Here is a 13,397-nt window from a genome sequence, read left to right as displayed (position 1 = left end):
CTCTAAGCGTAGTATTATTGATTTGCCTATATTGTATTACAGATAGCTTAAATTCACTAGTAAATCTATTATTTTTTGATTTTTTAGATAATTTATCAAAACCTCCTGTTTTATATTTATCTATCCAGTTTCTCATAGTTGAATATGGAATATCATATTTTTTAGCTACATTTTCATAACCTCCAGACTCACCTGTCAAGTACTCCATAACTAATTTTATTTTAAATTCTTTTGTGTATTTTGGCATACAAAAACCCCTCCATCCATATTCCGGATTTTGGGGTTCAGGTCAATTCTATCCTTCTTTTTATATTATCTAAATTTAAATCTGATATAATATCTAAATAAGGAGAATTATATGAGATTAAGATATAAAGAGTGGGCGATACCAGAGCTTGAAGAAAATGAATTAATATATTTATCCCCAAAAGAAAATAAAGGAAAATGGAAAGAAATATTTGGAAATGACAATGAAATTGAGCTTGAAATAGGTGGTGGTTATGGTGCTTTTATTGTAGAAAAGGCAAAAAGAGAACCAAATAAAAATTTTATTTGTCTTGAAATGGATTCAAATGTATTTGTATATGCAGCTAGAGATTTTAAAGATAGTGAAATGAAGAATATAAGAGGTGTAAGAGCTCTTGCTCAAAATGCTCCTCAATATTTTGAAGAAGATGAAATATCTAAAATATATATCAATTTTTGTAATCCATGGCCTAAAAAGAGACAGCATAAAAGAAGACTTACGCATCCTAGATTTTTAAATATGTATAAATACTATTTAAAAAAAGGTGGAGAAATAGAGTTTAAAACAGATGACAGAGAATTTTTCATAGATTCTTTAGAATATTTTAAGGAAATGGGATATGAAATTTTGGATTATTCTTATGATTTAACTATGGATGAAAAACCGGACAATATCATTACTGAGTATGAAGAAAAATGGAGATCAAAAAATATACCAATAAACTATTGCCATGTTAAATTGGTAGACGACTCAAGAGAAGAAATAAAAGAACAATTTGATAAAGGAAATAAATGGTAGGTAAATTATGAAACTTATTTGTTATAAAAGATGTACAACATGTAAAGGTGTAGAAAAAATATTACAAGAAAAAAATATAGAATATGAATATAGAAATATAGATACTGAAAATCCAACAAAAGAAGAGCTTAAGAACTGGCATGAAAAATCAGGTCTTGATATAAAAAGATTTTTCAATACTTCAGGAACTATTTATAGAGAAAATAATCTAAAAGATAAGCTTGAAGATATGGATTTAGAGGAAAAATACGAACTCTTATCAACTAATGGAATGCTTGTAAAAAGACCAATACTTTTTGATGGAGATAAAATATTTGTAGGTCCTGATGTAAAAAAATATTTAGAAGAGAAATAGTATGGGGATAGAAAAAGTAATTATTGAAAAAAACACTATGCCAAATTACTCCATTGCAAAAGGGGAAAATGGAAAACTATATAGATTTAAAGGTGGAGTTGAAGGTCAGGAAGTAGTCATTCGTACAGGTAAGTTAAAAGGAGACTACTACAAAGCTAAACTTATAGAAATAACTAAAAAATCACCGCTTGAAACACTTGACAATGGAGTAAATCCAGATGAAATGAGTGGGAATAAATTTGAAAATTTAGAATATGAAACAGAGTTAGAACTCAAAAAAAAGATGGTAAATAAAGTCTATGAAGAATTACATTGGGAAAAAGAAATTCCATTGAATCCCTCTCCAGTTATAAATGGATATAGAAATAAAATGGAATACACATTTGGAGATTCATATCTAGGTGGACCATTAGTTTTAGGTATGCATAAATTAGGTAAATTTTATGAAATAGCTGACTATGACGGTGGAAGTATAGTAAATGATGATTTCAACATAATAAGAGAATTTACACAGACGTTTTTTAGAGACCAAGGATTAAAACAATATCATAAAACTAAGGGAGAAGGATCTTTAAAATTCTTCGTAATAAAATATTCATTTTATGAAAATGCATTTATGCTAAACTTGGTTACAAAAAGTAGTGATGAAATCACCGATAATTTATTAGAAAAATATATTAAAGAGGCTTTAGAACTAAATCTAAATGGTAGAATAATTTCATTTTTCCACACAATTTCAGACTCCATTGCAGATGCAATAGTTCCTGATAAAATAAATCATATTTGGGGAGAAGACCATTTAACAGAAGAAATAAATAGATTAAAATTCAATATTAGTCCATTTTCATTCTTTCAACCAAATCCAAAAGGTGCAGAAAAACTTTACAATAGAGCAGTAGAATTTGCTGGAAATATTTCAGGTAAAACAGTATTTGACCTTTATAGCGGAACAGGAACTATTTCTCAAATATTTGCAAAAAAAGCTTCACATGTTATAGGAGTAGAAATAGTTGAAGAAGCGGTTCAAAAAGCTAAAGAAAATGCTGAAATCAACAATCTCACAAATGTTGAATTTAGAGCAAATGATGTATTAAAGGAAATAGATTCATTAACACAATCTCCAGACATAGTTGTTGTTGACCCACCAAGAGCTGGAATTCATCAAGAAGCTATATCCAAAATTGCAAAAATGGGAGCAAACAAAATCATTTATATATCATGTAATCCAGTAACTCAAGTTGAAGACTTACAACTATTCAGAGAGTATGGATATAAAATCGAAAAGATAGAAGCTTTTGACCAATTCCCTAAAACTGCGCACGTTGAAGCTATAGCGTTGATACAAAAGATGTAAATTTAGAAATCTTGCATTTTAAGCAGTTTTATAAGCATTTTGTCTTCGATAAAGATGAAGAAGGATACGTCAAAAAGACTCAAAAAAACTACATGGACGTAAGAGTAGTTTTACAACTGGTATGAGGAAACACAAAAAATATAATTAACTCATTTTGTACTTTCTACAAGAGTAGCTTAAAAGGCTGCTCTTTTTTTATTAAAGGAAGTAATGTTTCGTTACATCCTTTTTCAAAAAATGGAAAACTCAAAAGCAACTTTACATATTCGCTTTTATAACATATAATAAAAGCATAAATGAGAGGAGGCGGACTATGGATACATTAAAAAATTACATACAAGAAAATGTAGTGATTACCAACAAAGAAGCAGAAGAACTTGGATATACTAGGCATAATTTATCAGAATTAACAAAAATCGGACAACTAGAAAGATTAAGACCAGGACTATATCAATTAAAAGGAAAAGTAATAGACGATTTTGTTTTAATATCATCAAATAGTAATCGAATTATATTTTCCCATCAAACAGCCCTATACCTTCATGACCTATCAGACAGAACTCCAAATGTATTTCATATATCTGTACCTCAAGGCTATAATGCCAGCCATATCAAAAAGAGGTACGAAGACCTACAAGTTCACTATGTAAAAAAAGATTTATACGAACTAGGAAAGATAGAAATAAAATCACCACAAGGCAATCTCATACCAGTTTACGATATCGAAAGAACAATTTGCGACATCATAATCGATAGGGAAAAAATAGATAAGCAGATTTTTACAGAAGCCATGAAAAGATACTTTAAATCATCAAATAAAAATCTGAGACGGCTCATAAAATACAGTAGACTATTTAAGATAGAAGATGAAATTAGGAAATATATGGAGGTATTATCGTGATTAATATCGAGAGTATAAAGGGCAAGATAAGAAGTCTGGCAAAAAAGAAAAATTTGAAATCCCAAGAAGTTCTGCAAATATATTTCTTTGAAAGATTTTTAGAAAGACTTTCTAAATCACAATACAAAAGTAATTTTGTAATAAAGGGAGGATTCCTAATATCTTCCTTAATTGGAATTGAGAATAGAACAACTATGGATATGGACACAACCATAAAAGGCATACCCCTAAAAGAAGAAAAAATAAAAGAAATCGTAGAAGAAATTATAAATATAAATGTAGATGATGGAATAAGATTTGAAATAAAAGACATCTCTTATATAAGAGAAGAAGATGAGTACGAAAACTTTAGAATTTCACTAATAGCAAATGTTGGAAAAACTAAAAACCCAATGAAACTTGATCTAACAACGGGAGATGCAATAACACCAAGGGAAATAGAATACACCTATCCATGTATCTTTAGCAAAGACGCTATAAAAATAATGGCATATCCATTAGAAACAATTTTAGCAGAAAAATATGAAACCATAATTAGAAGAAATATAGCAACGACACGAATGAGAGACTTTTACGACCTATACACCCTCTACAAGCTGAAAAAAGATGAGATAGATTATAAAATTTTAAAAGAAGCAATAGAAAGAACTTCCGACAAAAGAGGAAGTGATGAGATAATGCAAGACTCTGAGGAAATAATCGAGGACATAAAAGAAGATTCATACCTAAGATCCTTGTGGGATGTATATCTCAGTGAAAATAAGTATATTGGAGATCTGAAGTTTGATAAGGTTCTTGGTGTAGTTGTAATTTTATCAAATAGAATTAATGAGATGTAATATTCCAGACACTGTCTGGAATATTATAGACAAGACAAAAGATCTAGAGAACCTAAAACAAGGAGATTTTGTTAAAATATTTGGGCAAGAAAAAACAAGTATTGATAACAACGGGAAAGAACATAAAAATGTTCGTATTTTGTCTTCTAAGCTCTTAAAAGCAAAAGAACAAGTAAAGAGTCAAGACAAGGATAAAAAGTCCATATTAGGGCAAATAAAAAGCTTTAAGACAGACGATAAAACTAAATCAAATAAGAAAGACCACAGCAAAGGTGCAGAGAGGTGAACATTGGTAGTCTTCGGACTGCCCTTATTTTTTTAATCAGTTTAACGCAGTGAATCATATAATTGAAATGAATCTGTGTTATATGCTATAATTAGGTAGTTAATCTATACCTTTAGAAAGATAAAATATAGAATTGGAGAATGATATGGGATTTTCATATAATAAATTATGGAAGTTATTAATAGATAAAAATATGAAAAAAACAGACTTACAATGTGCAATAGCAACAACTCCCAAGACAATAGCCAAGATGGGAAAAGATGAAAATGTAAGTTTAGAAACATTAGGGAAGATTTGTGAGTATTTTCAATGTGATATTGGAGATATTATTGAATATAGGAGAAATGATAGAGATATATCTTAATATAAATCTTGAATATGATTTAGAATGTGCTTTTGATAATAGAAAGTTATTAAAATTTAATTAGTAGAGGTAGTTAATGATGAAAGATTTTGAAACGCTAGAAATAAGTATTCCAGCGGATTCTGATGGTTATGTTTTATTAAAGTGCCCATCTTGTGGAGAGAGATTTATGCTTCTTGTAGATGATATAGAAGATGACACAAATTTAGATATTTGGTGTCCGAACTGTGGTTTAAAACACCAAGACTATTTGGATGATGAAACAATAAATCTAGCGGAGAGGATGATAGAGAACAAAGTAGCTGATATATTAAATGAATTTTCAGCCACTATGAAAAAAAGTTTCAAAAACTCAGAAATTAGAATTAAAACCGAGAAAATTAAAAAGCAGCCAGAGATACCTATAGGACGAAAAACTGGAGATTTTGAAGAAAAATATTATGAGTGTTGCAAGAAAAAAGCAAAAATTAGTAGCATAAAAAAACTTGAGGGTGGATATTGTCCTTTTTGTGGGGAGATTGTAGATGGAGATTAATAAGAAAGAACTAAGAAAAATCAGTAGAAAATTTAGAGGATTAGGTTCAGATGTAATTAATGCAGATTATAGGGAACAAATCGACCTCCTAAGAGAATTTATAGATTATGTAGATAAGACATCTTTGATAAAAAATTATATTGAAAGTTTCAAATATGATATAGGTGATTTAGAGGAAAGTATAAATAATGTATATTCATCTTATGGTAGACAATGTTTAGATTTGGGAAGTAATACTGGAAGAAGATTGTATCTTTTATACTCTACTTTTAAATACATTTTAGAAAATAATTTAAACACCATTAACTTTGGGTGGTTTTACGCTAATAGCAACAAGTATCAAGATATGGCACAAAGCTTTGGGAATAGAATGGTTTGTCCATTTATTTCAGGGATTGAAGAATATATTAAAGATATAGCAACTGATATGGGTTACGATGACAATAATAAATATGAAATTAACATAAATAGTTCTGGTGTTCAGGTAAATTTAGCTAGTGATAATTCATCTATAGATGCAATACAAAATAATTACTTAAATAAGAATGAAATTGATGAAGAAATATCAAAATTGGAAATCCTATTGGAAAATATAGATGACGAAGATAAACGAAGTATTTTAATGGGAAATATGGAGTTGATAAAAGGAGAAGTAGTCAAAGCAAATCCTAATAAAAATCTATTAAAAACGAGCTTTAATTCGTTAAAATTTATGATCGGCTCCATAGCAACACTTCCAGATTTTATTGAAGGTATAAACAAATTAGGTTCATTACTAGGAATTATAAAGTAGGTTTAACTATGCTTAGTTATATAGAAAAAGGATATCTTGATGAATTATTTAATAGAGGTGGCTATGTTCTAGATTTTTCTACGAATGATTTTGATGAGTTTACATTTCAAAGTATAGGGATAAGATTATGTGAAAAATATCATTTGTCAAAAGGAAAGTCACTTAGAGAATTTACAAACGAGGGTGATTCTTATAAAATTGCTAAACTATATAAAGATCTTTTAGAGTTTTACTCTGTTTATTTTAGTGATGAGATAGAAGAAAATAAAAAAAATAATAGAGGAACTTCATTCAAATCTCTATACATTAAGTGTAAAGATATTATTAATCGAGAATTATCAAATAGCTCAAATCTTATGTCAGAAGCAGAAGTTTTGAAAATTAAATTCTCATCTGAATATATTAATTCTCAAATTGATTTAATGCTAGAAATGGTGGATAGAAATCCCACAGAAGCAATAGGGAAATCAAAGGAATTACTTGAAAGTTGTTGTAAGGAAATTTGTAATAATTTAGGAGAGAATAAAAAAGATAACTTAAAATTAACACAATTAGTTAAAGAAACCTTTAGGTGTTTAAAAATTCCAAATGAAAGCATGATAATTGACGAAACTGAAGACAAAATAGTAAAGCAAATTACAGGGAGTTTAAATGGACTTGCTTCCGGAATTAACGATCTTAGAAATCATTATGGAAGCGGACATGGAAGAGAAAGGAATTTTAAAGCTTTGAGTAAAAAGCATGCAGAACTTTCTGTAGGTGCTAGCATAACATTGACTAGATATCTTTGGGATTCTTTTAGAGAAATCGAAAATAGTAAAAATTTATAAGAGAAAGAAGTGAAGATGTTACCTATCCAGTTCTTTTCCATAATAATTTTCATAGTTTTTCCTATACTGAACAAGGTCAGAAAATTGTTCTTTATTTAAAGAATACTCTTGCATAAAGGTGTTCTTTTTTTCTTGCAATTTATCGAGTTTGGTTAATATTTCTTTTGTATTTGGAAGCTTTTTATAGTTTTCTAAAATTTCTTTAGCGGCTATTTTATAGACGGAAAGTTCACTATAATACTCTTCTGCAAATTGTTTATCATCAGGATTTTTCTTATGTTATTGTAGATTTCACGATACTTATTTATAGTATTTATATTTTCCATATCTTGGGATAAACTCTTCATCTCAGTTTCAATTTTCTTTATTTTATCTAACAAGTCTTGTCTATCATCAGCAGATTTTTTGATTAGATCATCGAGTTGTGTGATAGAGTTAATTCCTTGTTCTCTAAGCTTAATTATCGAGTCAGCCATTGTTTTGATATTATGTTTTCTTGCCCAAACTTCATAGCCTTTAGAAGATTGTGCTTTTTAATTTGTAGATATATCAATAACATTTCCTACACGCTTTTTAGTAGGATTAGCTTTATTTTTAATTGCTAAATATGTCCTCTATCTATATGAGTTGCAAGAACAAATTCATAATCTTCTTTTAAAATTTTCTTACATAATTCCATTCCAATTTCGTGAGCTTTTATAGGATCAACCTCTCCTGGTAGAAAAGATTGGATTAAATGTCTAGCCAAAACTGTACCCTTAGTATCATTATCTTCTCGAGTTTTCAAAAATTGAATATGGGCAGTAGATGGGTGACATTTAAATGAAGATACTAAAATTTTTTCATCAGTTTTTTCACTCTTAGTTATATAGTCTATTGCCAAATTTAGAGTTGATTTTATAGGATGTATTTTTGTAATTGCCATACTAATCACCAGAACTTTCATTTTGATTTATTAAGAAGTAGGGAATGGATCTGCCATATTTCTCTTGATAACTTTTCTATCTGCTTATTCATAGATTCAATTTCATTCTTGTAAATAACACCAGTTGTATTAGTAGCTTTTGCAATCTGGTTTATATTATTTGTTGCATTTGAAAGTAGCCATTGGAGATCTCTAAATGGTTCTAGGTCTACTACATAAATTTCTTTCTCTAATACACATTTTCTAAGAAAATGGGACATAGTTTTGCAATTAGCAAGTTTCATTTTCTTTTCAAAAAATTTTTTCTCTTCATCTGTTAAATATATTTTAAGTTGCTTTTTTCTTTTTCTATTATCCATAGTATATCTCCTTATTATAAAATATTGGGGTCTTAGGGTTCTCCCTAACAAGGTAAAATTGATAAAAAAAGAAGCAGTCCATAAAGGTTCTGCTTCATCAATTTTTCGTAAGTGGGTACTCACTTACTGTGCTTGCTATTAAAGTTATAAGCGTTAAGCGTTTATTAGGTTTTATTAATTATACCGCATTAAAAAAAATTAATAAAGAAGTATAAGCGAAGCTATTGACAATGATTATCAGAGTTGATACAATAATACCGGCAAGAGTGTCGGTTTGGAGGTTATTTATGAAATGAAAATGGAAGCTGATGAAAGAAAAAAGCAGATTAGACAAGCAGCTATTAAAGTCTTTTTGGATAAGGGATTTAGAAATACAGTTATGAATGACATTATGGAAGCTACTGGGCTTTCTAGAGGTGGCTTGTATCATCATTATGGTTCTACGCATGAAATCTTATACGACATTATGATGGAAGGTAATTTAAATAGAAAAGATATTATTCAAAAATCAAGTTATGATGAAGGATTAATATTAAGTCCACAGTTGTTTTCAAGAATGATTATAGACAAGATACTTGCAGATAATGATTATGTAAAGCTTTATGTTATGTTTTTATGTGAGTTAAAAGAAAATGATGATCTGAAAGAACTATATATGAAAATAAAAAAAGAGTCCATACAAGTATTTAAAGAATTGTTTTCTACTTTGTTTAACGAGTTACCTTCTGATGATACATTTGAATTTATGATTAATATTATAAATTCTGGATTGATAGCTTGCGAAATTTTGAATGCACGTGAGAATTTTACAAAAAATAAGATATATCTAACTGAAATGGTAGAGACTTATTTTACAAATGTAATGAAAAAAGATGATGAAAGGAGTTAAATTTATGGATCTATTAAAAAATTACATTAAGAAAAATAAAGCACCATATTTTATTTCTGTATTGTTTGCAATACTTGGAGTAATTTCAAATCTTTTTGTATATATTATTCTAAGTAAGATGATTATATCATTAATTGATGGTAGCCAAGATTTTTATTACTATATAAATAAAATTTTCTTTATACTTTTATGTCTTATAATCAAAGAAGTGTTTATGTTTTTGTCAACAATGATTTCTCATAAAACAGCCTATAAAATAATACGAGATATAAGAAGAAGCCTTATGGAAAAATTATTTAATATGCCATTAGGAGATATATTGAATGAATCTACTGGTAAGTTAAAAGACATAATTGTAAATCAAGTCGATAATACTGAAACAACATTGGCTCATATGATACCTGAGATGACAGCTAATTTAATCGGACCTATAATATTATTTGTTTACATGTTAATTTTAGATTATAGACTAAGTTTAATATCTTTAATTCCATTAGTTATTGGTGGATTTTTTATGGCAGGGCCCATGAAAAGAATGAAGGTAAAGTTTCCACAAGCAGTTAAAATTGGCCAAGATATGAATAATTCCGTGGTTGAATATATAAATGGAATAGAGGTTATTAAAACATTTAATCAAGGCGAAAAATCTTATAGAAAATACAGGGACAATGTGTATAAAAAGGCAAATTACTATTATAATTGGATGGGAGAAAATACAAGAGACTATGCGATAAGTATGTCTATTGCTCCAGTTGGTATTTTGACAATTATACCATTTGGTTTATATTTCTGTATGAATGGTTCACTAGATGGTGGTGTATTTTTAACATTGATAATCCTTTCTTTTGGGACTATCCAAAATATTATGAGAGTAATGACTTTTGAAGATGATATTGGAAGAATGTCAACTATTTTCGAAGAGATTAAAAATATACTTTCTGCGAGAGAATTATCTCATAAAAATGAAAATTTGGATATAAAAAATTATAATATAGAGATAAAAAACGTAGATTTTTCTTATGAAAAAGATAAGCAAGTCCTAAATAATATAAATATAAATATAGAAGAAGGATCTGTGAATGCTTTAGTAGGTGAATCGGGTTCGGGAAAGTCGACTATTGCAAAACTAATTTCAGGATTTTGGGATGTAGATAGTGGTTCTATAAGTATAGGAAATGTAAATATTAAAGACATGTCCCTTGAAAAGCTATCTACTATCATTTCCTATGTAGCACAAGATAATTTTCTTTTTGATATGTCAATTAAAGATAACATCAGAATAGGAAATAAAAATGCTAGTGATGAGGAAATAATTGAAGTATGTAAGAAATCAGCCTGCCATGATTTTATAATGAAGCTGTCAGATGGATATGATACAAGAGTAGGTGAAGCTGGTAAACATTTATCTGGAGGAGAAAGGCAAAGAATATCAATTGCAAGAGCTATGATAAAGAATGCTCCAATAGTTATTTTAGATGAGGCGACCTCTTATATCGATCCTGAAAATGAAGCCTTGATTCAAGATGCAATATCAGAACTTGTCAAAGGGAAAACTCTAATTATAATTGCCCATCGTTTAAAGACAATAACAGATGTAGATAATATATTTGTAATTAAAAATGGAGAACTTGCATGTAAAGGAAGTCATGAAGATCTTTTGAAGGAATCAAAAGATTATCACAATCTTTGGGAAACTGCCTTGAAAGGAGAAGAAAATGCTTAGTGTTTTTAAAAAAATATGGAATTTTTCTATTGAAGAACAAGTGTATCTAAAAAAATCAATCTTTGCTAATTTTTTCGGTTCTATTTTTAATGCTCTACAATTTGCAGCCATTTATTATGCGTTTTTTGGGATAGTAAACAAGGATATAAGCTTTAAAACAATAGGAATATCAAGTTTATTTTTATTAATTAGTATAGCCGGAGTAATTATTTCAAAAAATTCCTCTATGCTCAAACAAACACATGCTGGATATTTTATGGCTGGACACAAGAGAATTGAATTAGGTGAAAAAATAAAAAAAGTTCCCATGGGATTCTTCTCAAGTTTAAGTTTAGGAAATTTAACAACTATTGCGACTACTAACTTAGATAATGTAGAGACTTGGGTTCCAACTTTGTGTATTATGGTTTTCGGTGGCATGCTTAATGCTATTGTTTTTATCTTATCCTTATTTTTGTTTTCTTATAAGGTAGGTATTGTAGCAATAGTTGGTTCTATTGTATTTTTAATGATCATTGCTCGTATGCAAAAAAGGTCAAGTAAAAATGCAGATAAGATTCATGAGATTCAGGTATCACTTACCAAAGAAGTCTTATCAACATTGCAAGGAATGCAAATTATAAAATCATATAATCTACGAGGAAGTAATAATAAAAAACTTGACAAGAGCTTTGATAGTGCTAGTGAATATTCTTTTGATTTAGAAAAAACTATAATGCCATATAGTTTATTAGCTAAAATCATAATAGCTATAACAATTTGTTTGATGTTGTTTATTTCAATAAGATTATATTTTGTTGAAAATGGTCAAATAGTCAATACTATTATGATACTTATAGCAAGTTTTGTAATATTTGACGGGCTTATTACATCTGGATCTGCTATGGCAATGCTAAGAATGGTTGAGAATGCAATAGATTCTTATTCTTATGTAAATGATATGGAAGATATGAAAGAAGGAAGTATTACAGAGCCAATAAAAAATCACAACATAGTCTTTAAAAATGTATCATTTTCCTATGATGATAGACCAATTTTAAAAAATGTATCAGCAGAGATAAAAGAAAATACTATGACTGCTATTGTTGGACCATCTGGATCTGGTAAGACAACATTTTGTAATCTTATTGCAAGATTTTGGGATGTAAATTCTGGCGAGATTTTAATTGGTGGAAAAAATATAGAAGACTATAAGATAGAAAACTTAATGAATTCTATTTCAATGGTCTTTCAGGATGTATACCTATTTGAAGATACAATTGAAAATAATATAAAATTTGGAAAACAAAATGCAAGCCATGAAGAAGTAGTTCAAGCTGCAAAAAAAGCAAGATGTCATGAATTTATAGAAGCTTTACCAGAAGGATATAACACTATCATCGGAGAAGGTGGAGCAAGTCTTTCAGGTGGAGAAAAACAAAGAATTTCCATTGCAAGAGCTATGCTAAAAGATGCAGACATAATTATTTTTGATGAGGCGACAGCAAATATTGACCCAGAAAATGAAGATAAACTTAAAGAAGCAATAGAAACATTAACAAAAAATAAAACAGTCATTATGATTGCCCACAGACTAAAAACCATTAGAAATGCAGATCAGATTTTAGTCTTAAAAGATGGAGAAATAGTAGAATGTGGAAATCATGAAAAATTGATTGAAAATAATGGACTTTATTCTGACCTTATCAATGCAAAAGCTAAAGCGGAATCATGGAAATTAAATAATTGATGGAAAGAAATATTAAAGTCTTTGAGCAGGAAAATTTAGATTAGAGGATTTATGCCTAGTAGCATAAGTCCTCTTTTTATGTTCAAATTAATCATTAAAACTCAAAAATACTATAAAAAATAAAAATTTTGGTTACCAAAGAGGGCAAATTTCACTTTATAAAGTAAGGGGTATTTTGTCATCTTTCTATAAAAATAAAAATACTTTGAAGTGTGAATATTCTTGAAATTGATTATGTGAGATTAGCATTTTTTAAATTTAATCCACTTATCAAGGTAAAAAAATAACTTACATAGGAGGTTAAAATGCAAGCAATAAACATTTATAGTATGAGAGTTGCTATGTTATGTAGACTTTATGATCTTAAATTAATTAATGATAAGGAATATAGAAAAATTAAGAACAGGTTAGAAAATGATTATAAGAATATGGATAGAAAGTAGTTAATCTTGTGATATAATAACACTGTA

At 28.6% G+C, this 13,397-nt stretch carries 16 protein-coding genes and 1 pseudogene; 14 read left to right on the top strand and 3 right to left on the bottom strand.

Annotation, left to right across the window (positions count from 1 at the left end; all coding sequences use genetic code 11):
* Positions 1 to 247, bottom strand: a 247-nt coding sequence (locus G534_RS0104975; RefSeq protein WP_027348141.1) for a transposase, incomplete at its 3' end; no start/stop codon positions are given.
* A 111-nt stretch (positions 248 to 358) separates the two neighbouring features.
* On the opposite strand from G534_RS0104975, the gene trmB reads away from it, so the two are divergent.
* The 10 genes from trmB to G534_RS0104920 all read left to right on the top strand — a co-directional run bounded on the left by trmB (position 359) and on the right by G534_RS0104920 (position 7,302).
* Positions 359 to 1,045: a tRNA (guanosine(46)-N7)-methyltransferase TrmB gene (trmB, locus tag G534_RS07985; protein ID WP_051177435.1), complete on the top strand. Its 687-nt coding sequence runs from the start codon at positions 359 to 361 to the stop codon at positions 1,043 to 1,045.
* Between the two features lie 7 nt (positions 1,046 to 1,052).
* Positions 1,053 to 1,400, top strand: coding sequence for a Spx/MgsR family RNA polymerase-binding regulatory protein (locus G534_RS0104965; RefSeq protein ID WP_027348140.1), 348 nt, complete (start codon positions 1,053 to 1,055; stop codon positions 1,398 to 1,400).
* 1 nt (position 1,401) lies between these two features.
* Positions 1,402 to 2,754, top strand: coding sequence for a 23S rRNA (uracil(1939)-C(5))-methyltransferase RlmD (rlmD, locus tag G534_RS0104960; protein ID WP_051177434.1), 1,353 nt, complete (start codon positions 1,402 to 1,404; stop codon positions 2,752 to 2,754).
* 313 nt (positions 2,755 to 3,067) lie between these two features.
* Positions 3,068 to 3,655, top strand: a complete 588-nt coding sequence (locus G534_RS0104955) for a type IV toxin-antitoxin system AbiEi family antitoxin domain-containing protein (protein ID WP_027348138.1) — start codon at positions 3,068 to 3,070, stop codon at positions 3,653 to 3,655.
* Positions 3,652 to 4,494, top strand: coding sequence for a nucleotidyl transferase AbiEii/AbiGii toxin family protein (locus G534_RS0104950; protein ID WP_027348137.1), 843 nt, complete (start codon positions 3,652 to 3,654; stop codon positions 4,492 to 4,494). Before G534_RS0104955 ends, G534_RS0104950 begins: the two co-directional genes overlap by 4 nt.
* A complete protein-coding gene (locus tag G534_RS0104945) occupies positions 4,484 to 4,780 on the top strand; it encodes a hypothetical protein (RefSeq protein WP_051177433.1) in 297 nt (98 codons plus the stop codon). The genes G534_RS0104950 and G534_RS0104945 overlap by 11 nt, the downstream gene beginning before the upstream one ends.
* Before the next feature lie 145 nt (positions 4,781 to 4,925).
* Positions 4,926 to 5,144 (top strand): helix-turn-helix domain-containing protein, encoded by a 219-nt coding sequence (locus G534_RS0104940; protein ID WP_027348135.1) that lies wholly within the window; start codon positions 4,926 to 4,928, stop codon positions 5,142 to 5,144.
* Between the two features lie 76 nt (positions 5,145 to 5,220).
* On the top strand, positions 5,221 to 5,679 hold the full coding sequence (locus tag G534_RS0104930) for a hypothetical protein (protein ID WP_034596012.1): 459 nt from the start codon (positions 5,221 to 5,223) through the stop codon (positions 5,677 to 5,679).
* Positions 5,669 to 6,472, top strand: coding sequence for a hypothetical protein (locus G534_RS0104925; protein WP_027348133.1), 804 nt, complete (start codon positions 5,669 to 5,671; stop codon positions 6,470 to 6,472). The genes G534_RS0104930 and G534_RS0104925 overlap by 11 nt, the downstream gene beginning before the upstream one ends.
* A gap of 8 nt (positions 6,473 to 6,480) precedes the next feature.
* Positions 6,481 to 7,302: an abortive infection family protein gene (locus tag G534_RS0104920; protein WP_027348132.1), complete on the top strand. Its 822-nt coding sequence runs from the start codon at positions 6,481 to 6,483 to the stop codon at positions 7,300 to 7,302.
* An 18-nt stretch (positions 7,303 to 7,320) separates the two neighbouring features.
* Here the strand turns inward: G534_RS0104920 and G534_RS08550 are convergent.
* Together G534_RS08550 and G534_RS0104905 are read right to left on the bottom strand one after the other, a co-directional pair.
* Positions 7,321 to 8,227, bottom strand: a pseudogene (locus G534_RS08550) (relaxase/mobilization nuclease domain-containing protein).
* A gap of 17 nt (positions 8,228 to 8,244) precedes the next feature.
* Entirely contained in the window at positions 8,245 to 8,586 is a 342-nt protein-coding gene (locus tag G534_RS0104905; RefSeq protein ID WP_027348131.1) for a plasmid mobilization protein, read from the bottom strand.
* A 292-nt stretch (positions 8,587 to 8,878) separates the two neighbouring features.
* On the opposite strand from G534_RS0104905, the gene G534_RS0104900 reads away from it, so the two are divergent.
* The 4 genes from G534_RS0104900 to G534_RS08755 all read left to right on the top strand — a co-directional run bounded on the left by G534_RS0104900 (position 8,879) and on the right by G534_RS08755 (position 13,370).
* A complete protein-coding gene (locus G534_RS0104900; RefSeq protein ID WP_027348130.1) occupies positions 8,879 to 9,475 on the top strand; it encodes a TetR/AcrR family transcriptional regulator in 597 nt (198 codons plus the stop codon).
* A 4-nt stretch (positions 9,476 to 9,479) separates the two neighbouring features.
* On the top strand, positions 9,480 to 11,198 hold the full coding sequence (locus G534_RS0104895) for an ABC transporter ATP-binding protein (protein WP_027348129.1): 1,719 nt from the start codon (positions 9,480 to 9,482) through the stop codon (positions 11,196 to 11,198).
* Positions 11,191 to 12,927, top strand: coding sequence for an ABC transporter ATP-binding protein (locus tag G534_RS0104890; RefSeq protein WP_027348128.1), 1,737 nt, complete (start codon positions 11,191 to 11,193; stop codon positions 12,925 to 12,927). Before G534_RS0104895 ends, G534_RS0104890 begins: the two co-directional genes overlap by 8 nt.
* Before the next feature lie 305 nt (positions 12,928 to 13,232).
* On the top strand, positions 13,233 to 13,370 hold the full coding sequence (locus tag G534_RS08755) for a hypothetical protein (protein ID WP_169513548.1): 138 nt from the start codon (positions 13,233 to 13,235) through the stop codon (positions 13,368 to 13,370).
* Positions 13,371 to 13,397: the final 27 nt, after the last annotated feature.

It is taken from the genome of Helcococcus sueciensis DSM 17243 (assembly GCF_000423145.1).
Taxonomy (GTDB): domain Bacteria; phylum Bacillota; class Clostridia; order Tissierellales; family Peptoniphilaceae; genus Helcococcus; species Helcococcus sueciensis.
The sequence above is the reverse complement of the archived record's forward strand: the minus strand, read 5'-3'. Positions and strand labels throughout refer to the sequence as shown.

Excerpts from the sequence above, each read along its gene's own strand:
- G534_RS0104920 (WP_027348132.1), top strand. The coding sequence starts at position 6,481 with ATGCTTAGTTATATAGAAAAAGGATATCTTGATGAATTATTTAATAGA.
- rlmD (WP_051177434.1), top strand. The coding sequence starts at position 1,402 with ATGGGGATAGAAAAAGTAATTATTGAAAAAAACACTATGCCAAATTAC.
- G534_RS0104940 (WP_027348135.1), top strand. The coding sequence starts at position 4,926 with ATGGGATTTTCATATAATAAATTATGGAAGTTATTAATAGATAAAAAT.
- G534_RS0104955 (WP_027348138.1), top strand. The coding sequence starts at position 3,068 with ATGGATACATTAAAAAATTACATACAAGAAAATGTAGTGATTACCAAC.
- G534_RS0104905 (WP_027348131.1), bottom strand. The coding sequence starts at position 8,586 with ATGGATAATAGAAAAAGAAAAAAGCAACTTAAAATATATTTAACAGAT.
- G534_RS0104925 (WP_027348133.1), top strand. The coding sequence starts at position 5,669 with ATGGAGATTAATAAGAAAGAACTAAGAAAAATCAGTAGAAAATTTAGA.
- G534_RS0104965 (WP_027348140.1), top strand. The coding sequence starts at position 1,053 with ATGAAACTTATTTGTTATAAAAGATGTACAACATGTAAAGGTGTAGAA.
- trmB (WP_051177435.1), top strand. The coding sequence starts at position 359 with ATGAGATTAAGATATAAAGAGTGGGCGATACCAGAGCTTGAAGAAAAT.
- G534_RS08755 (WP_169513548.1), top strand. The coding sequence starts at position 13,233 with ATGCAAGCAATAAACATTTATAGTATGAGAGTTGCTATGTTATGTAGA.
- G534_RS0104890 (WP_027348128.1), top strand. The coding sequence starts at position 11,191 with ATGCTTAGTGTTTTTAAAAAAATATGGAATTTTTCTATTGAAGAACAA.
- G534_RS0104930 (WP_034596012.1), top strand. The coding sequence starts at position 5,221 with ATGATGAAAGATTTTGAAACGCTAGAAATAAGTATTCCAGCGGATTCT.
- G534_RS0104895 (WP_027348129.1), top strand. The coding sequence starts at position 9,480 with ATGGATCTATTAAAAAATTACATTAAGAAAAATAAAGCACCATATTTT.
- G534_RS0104900 (WP_027348130.1), top strand. The coding sequence starts at position 8,879 with ATGAAAATGGAAGCTGATGAAAGAAAAAAGCAGATTAGACAAGCAGCT.
- G534_RS0104945 (WP_051177433.1), top strand. The coding sequence starts at position 4,484 with ATGAGATGTAATATTCCAGACACTGTCTGGAATATTATAGACAAGACA.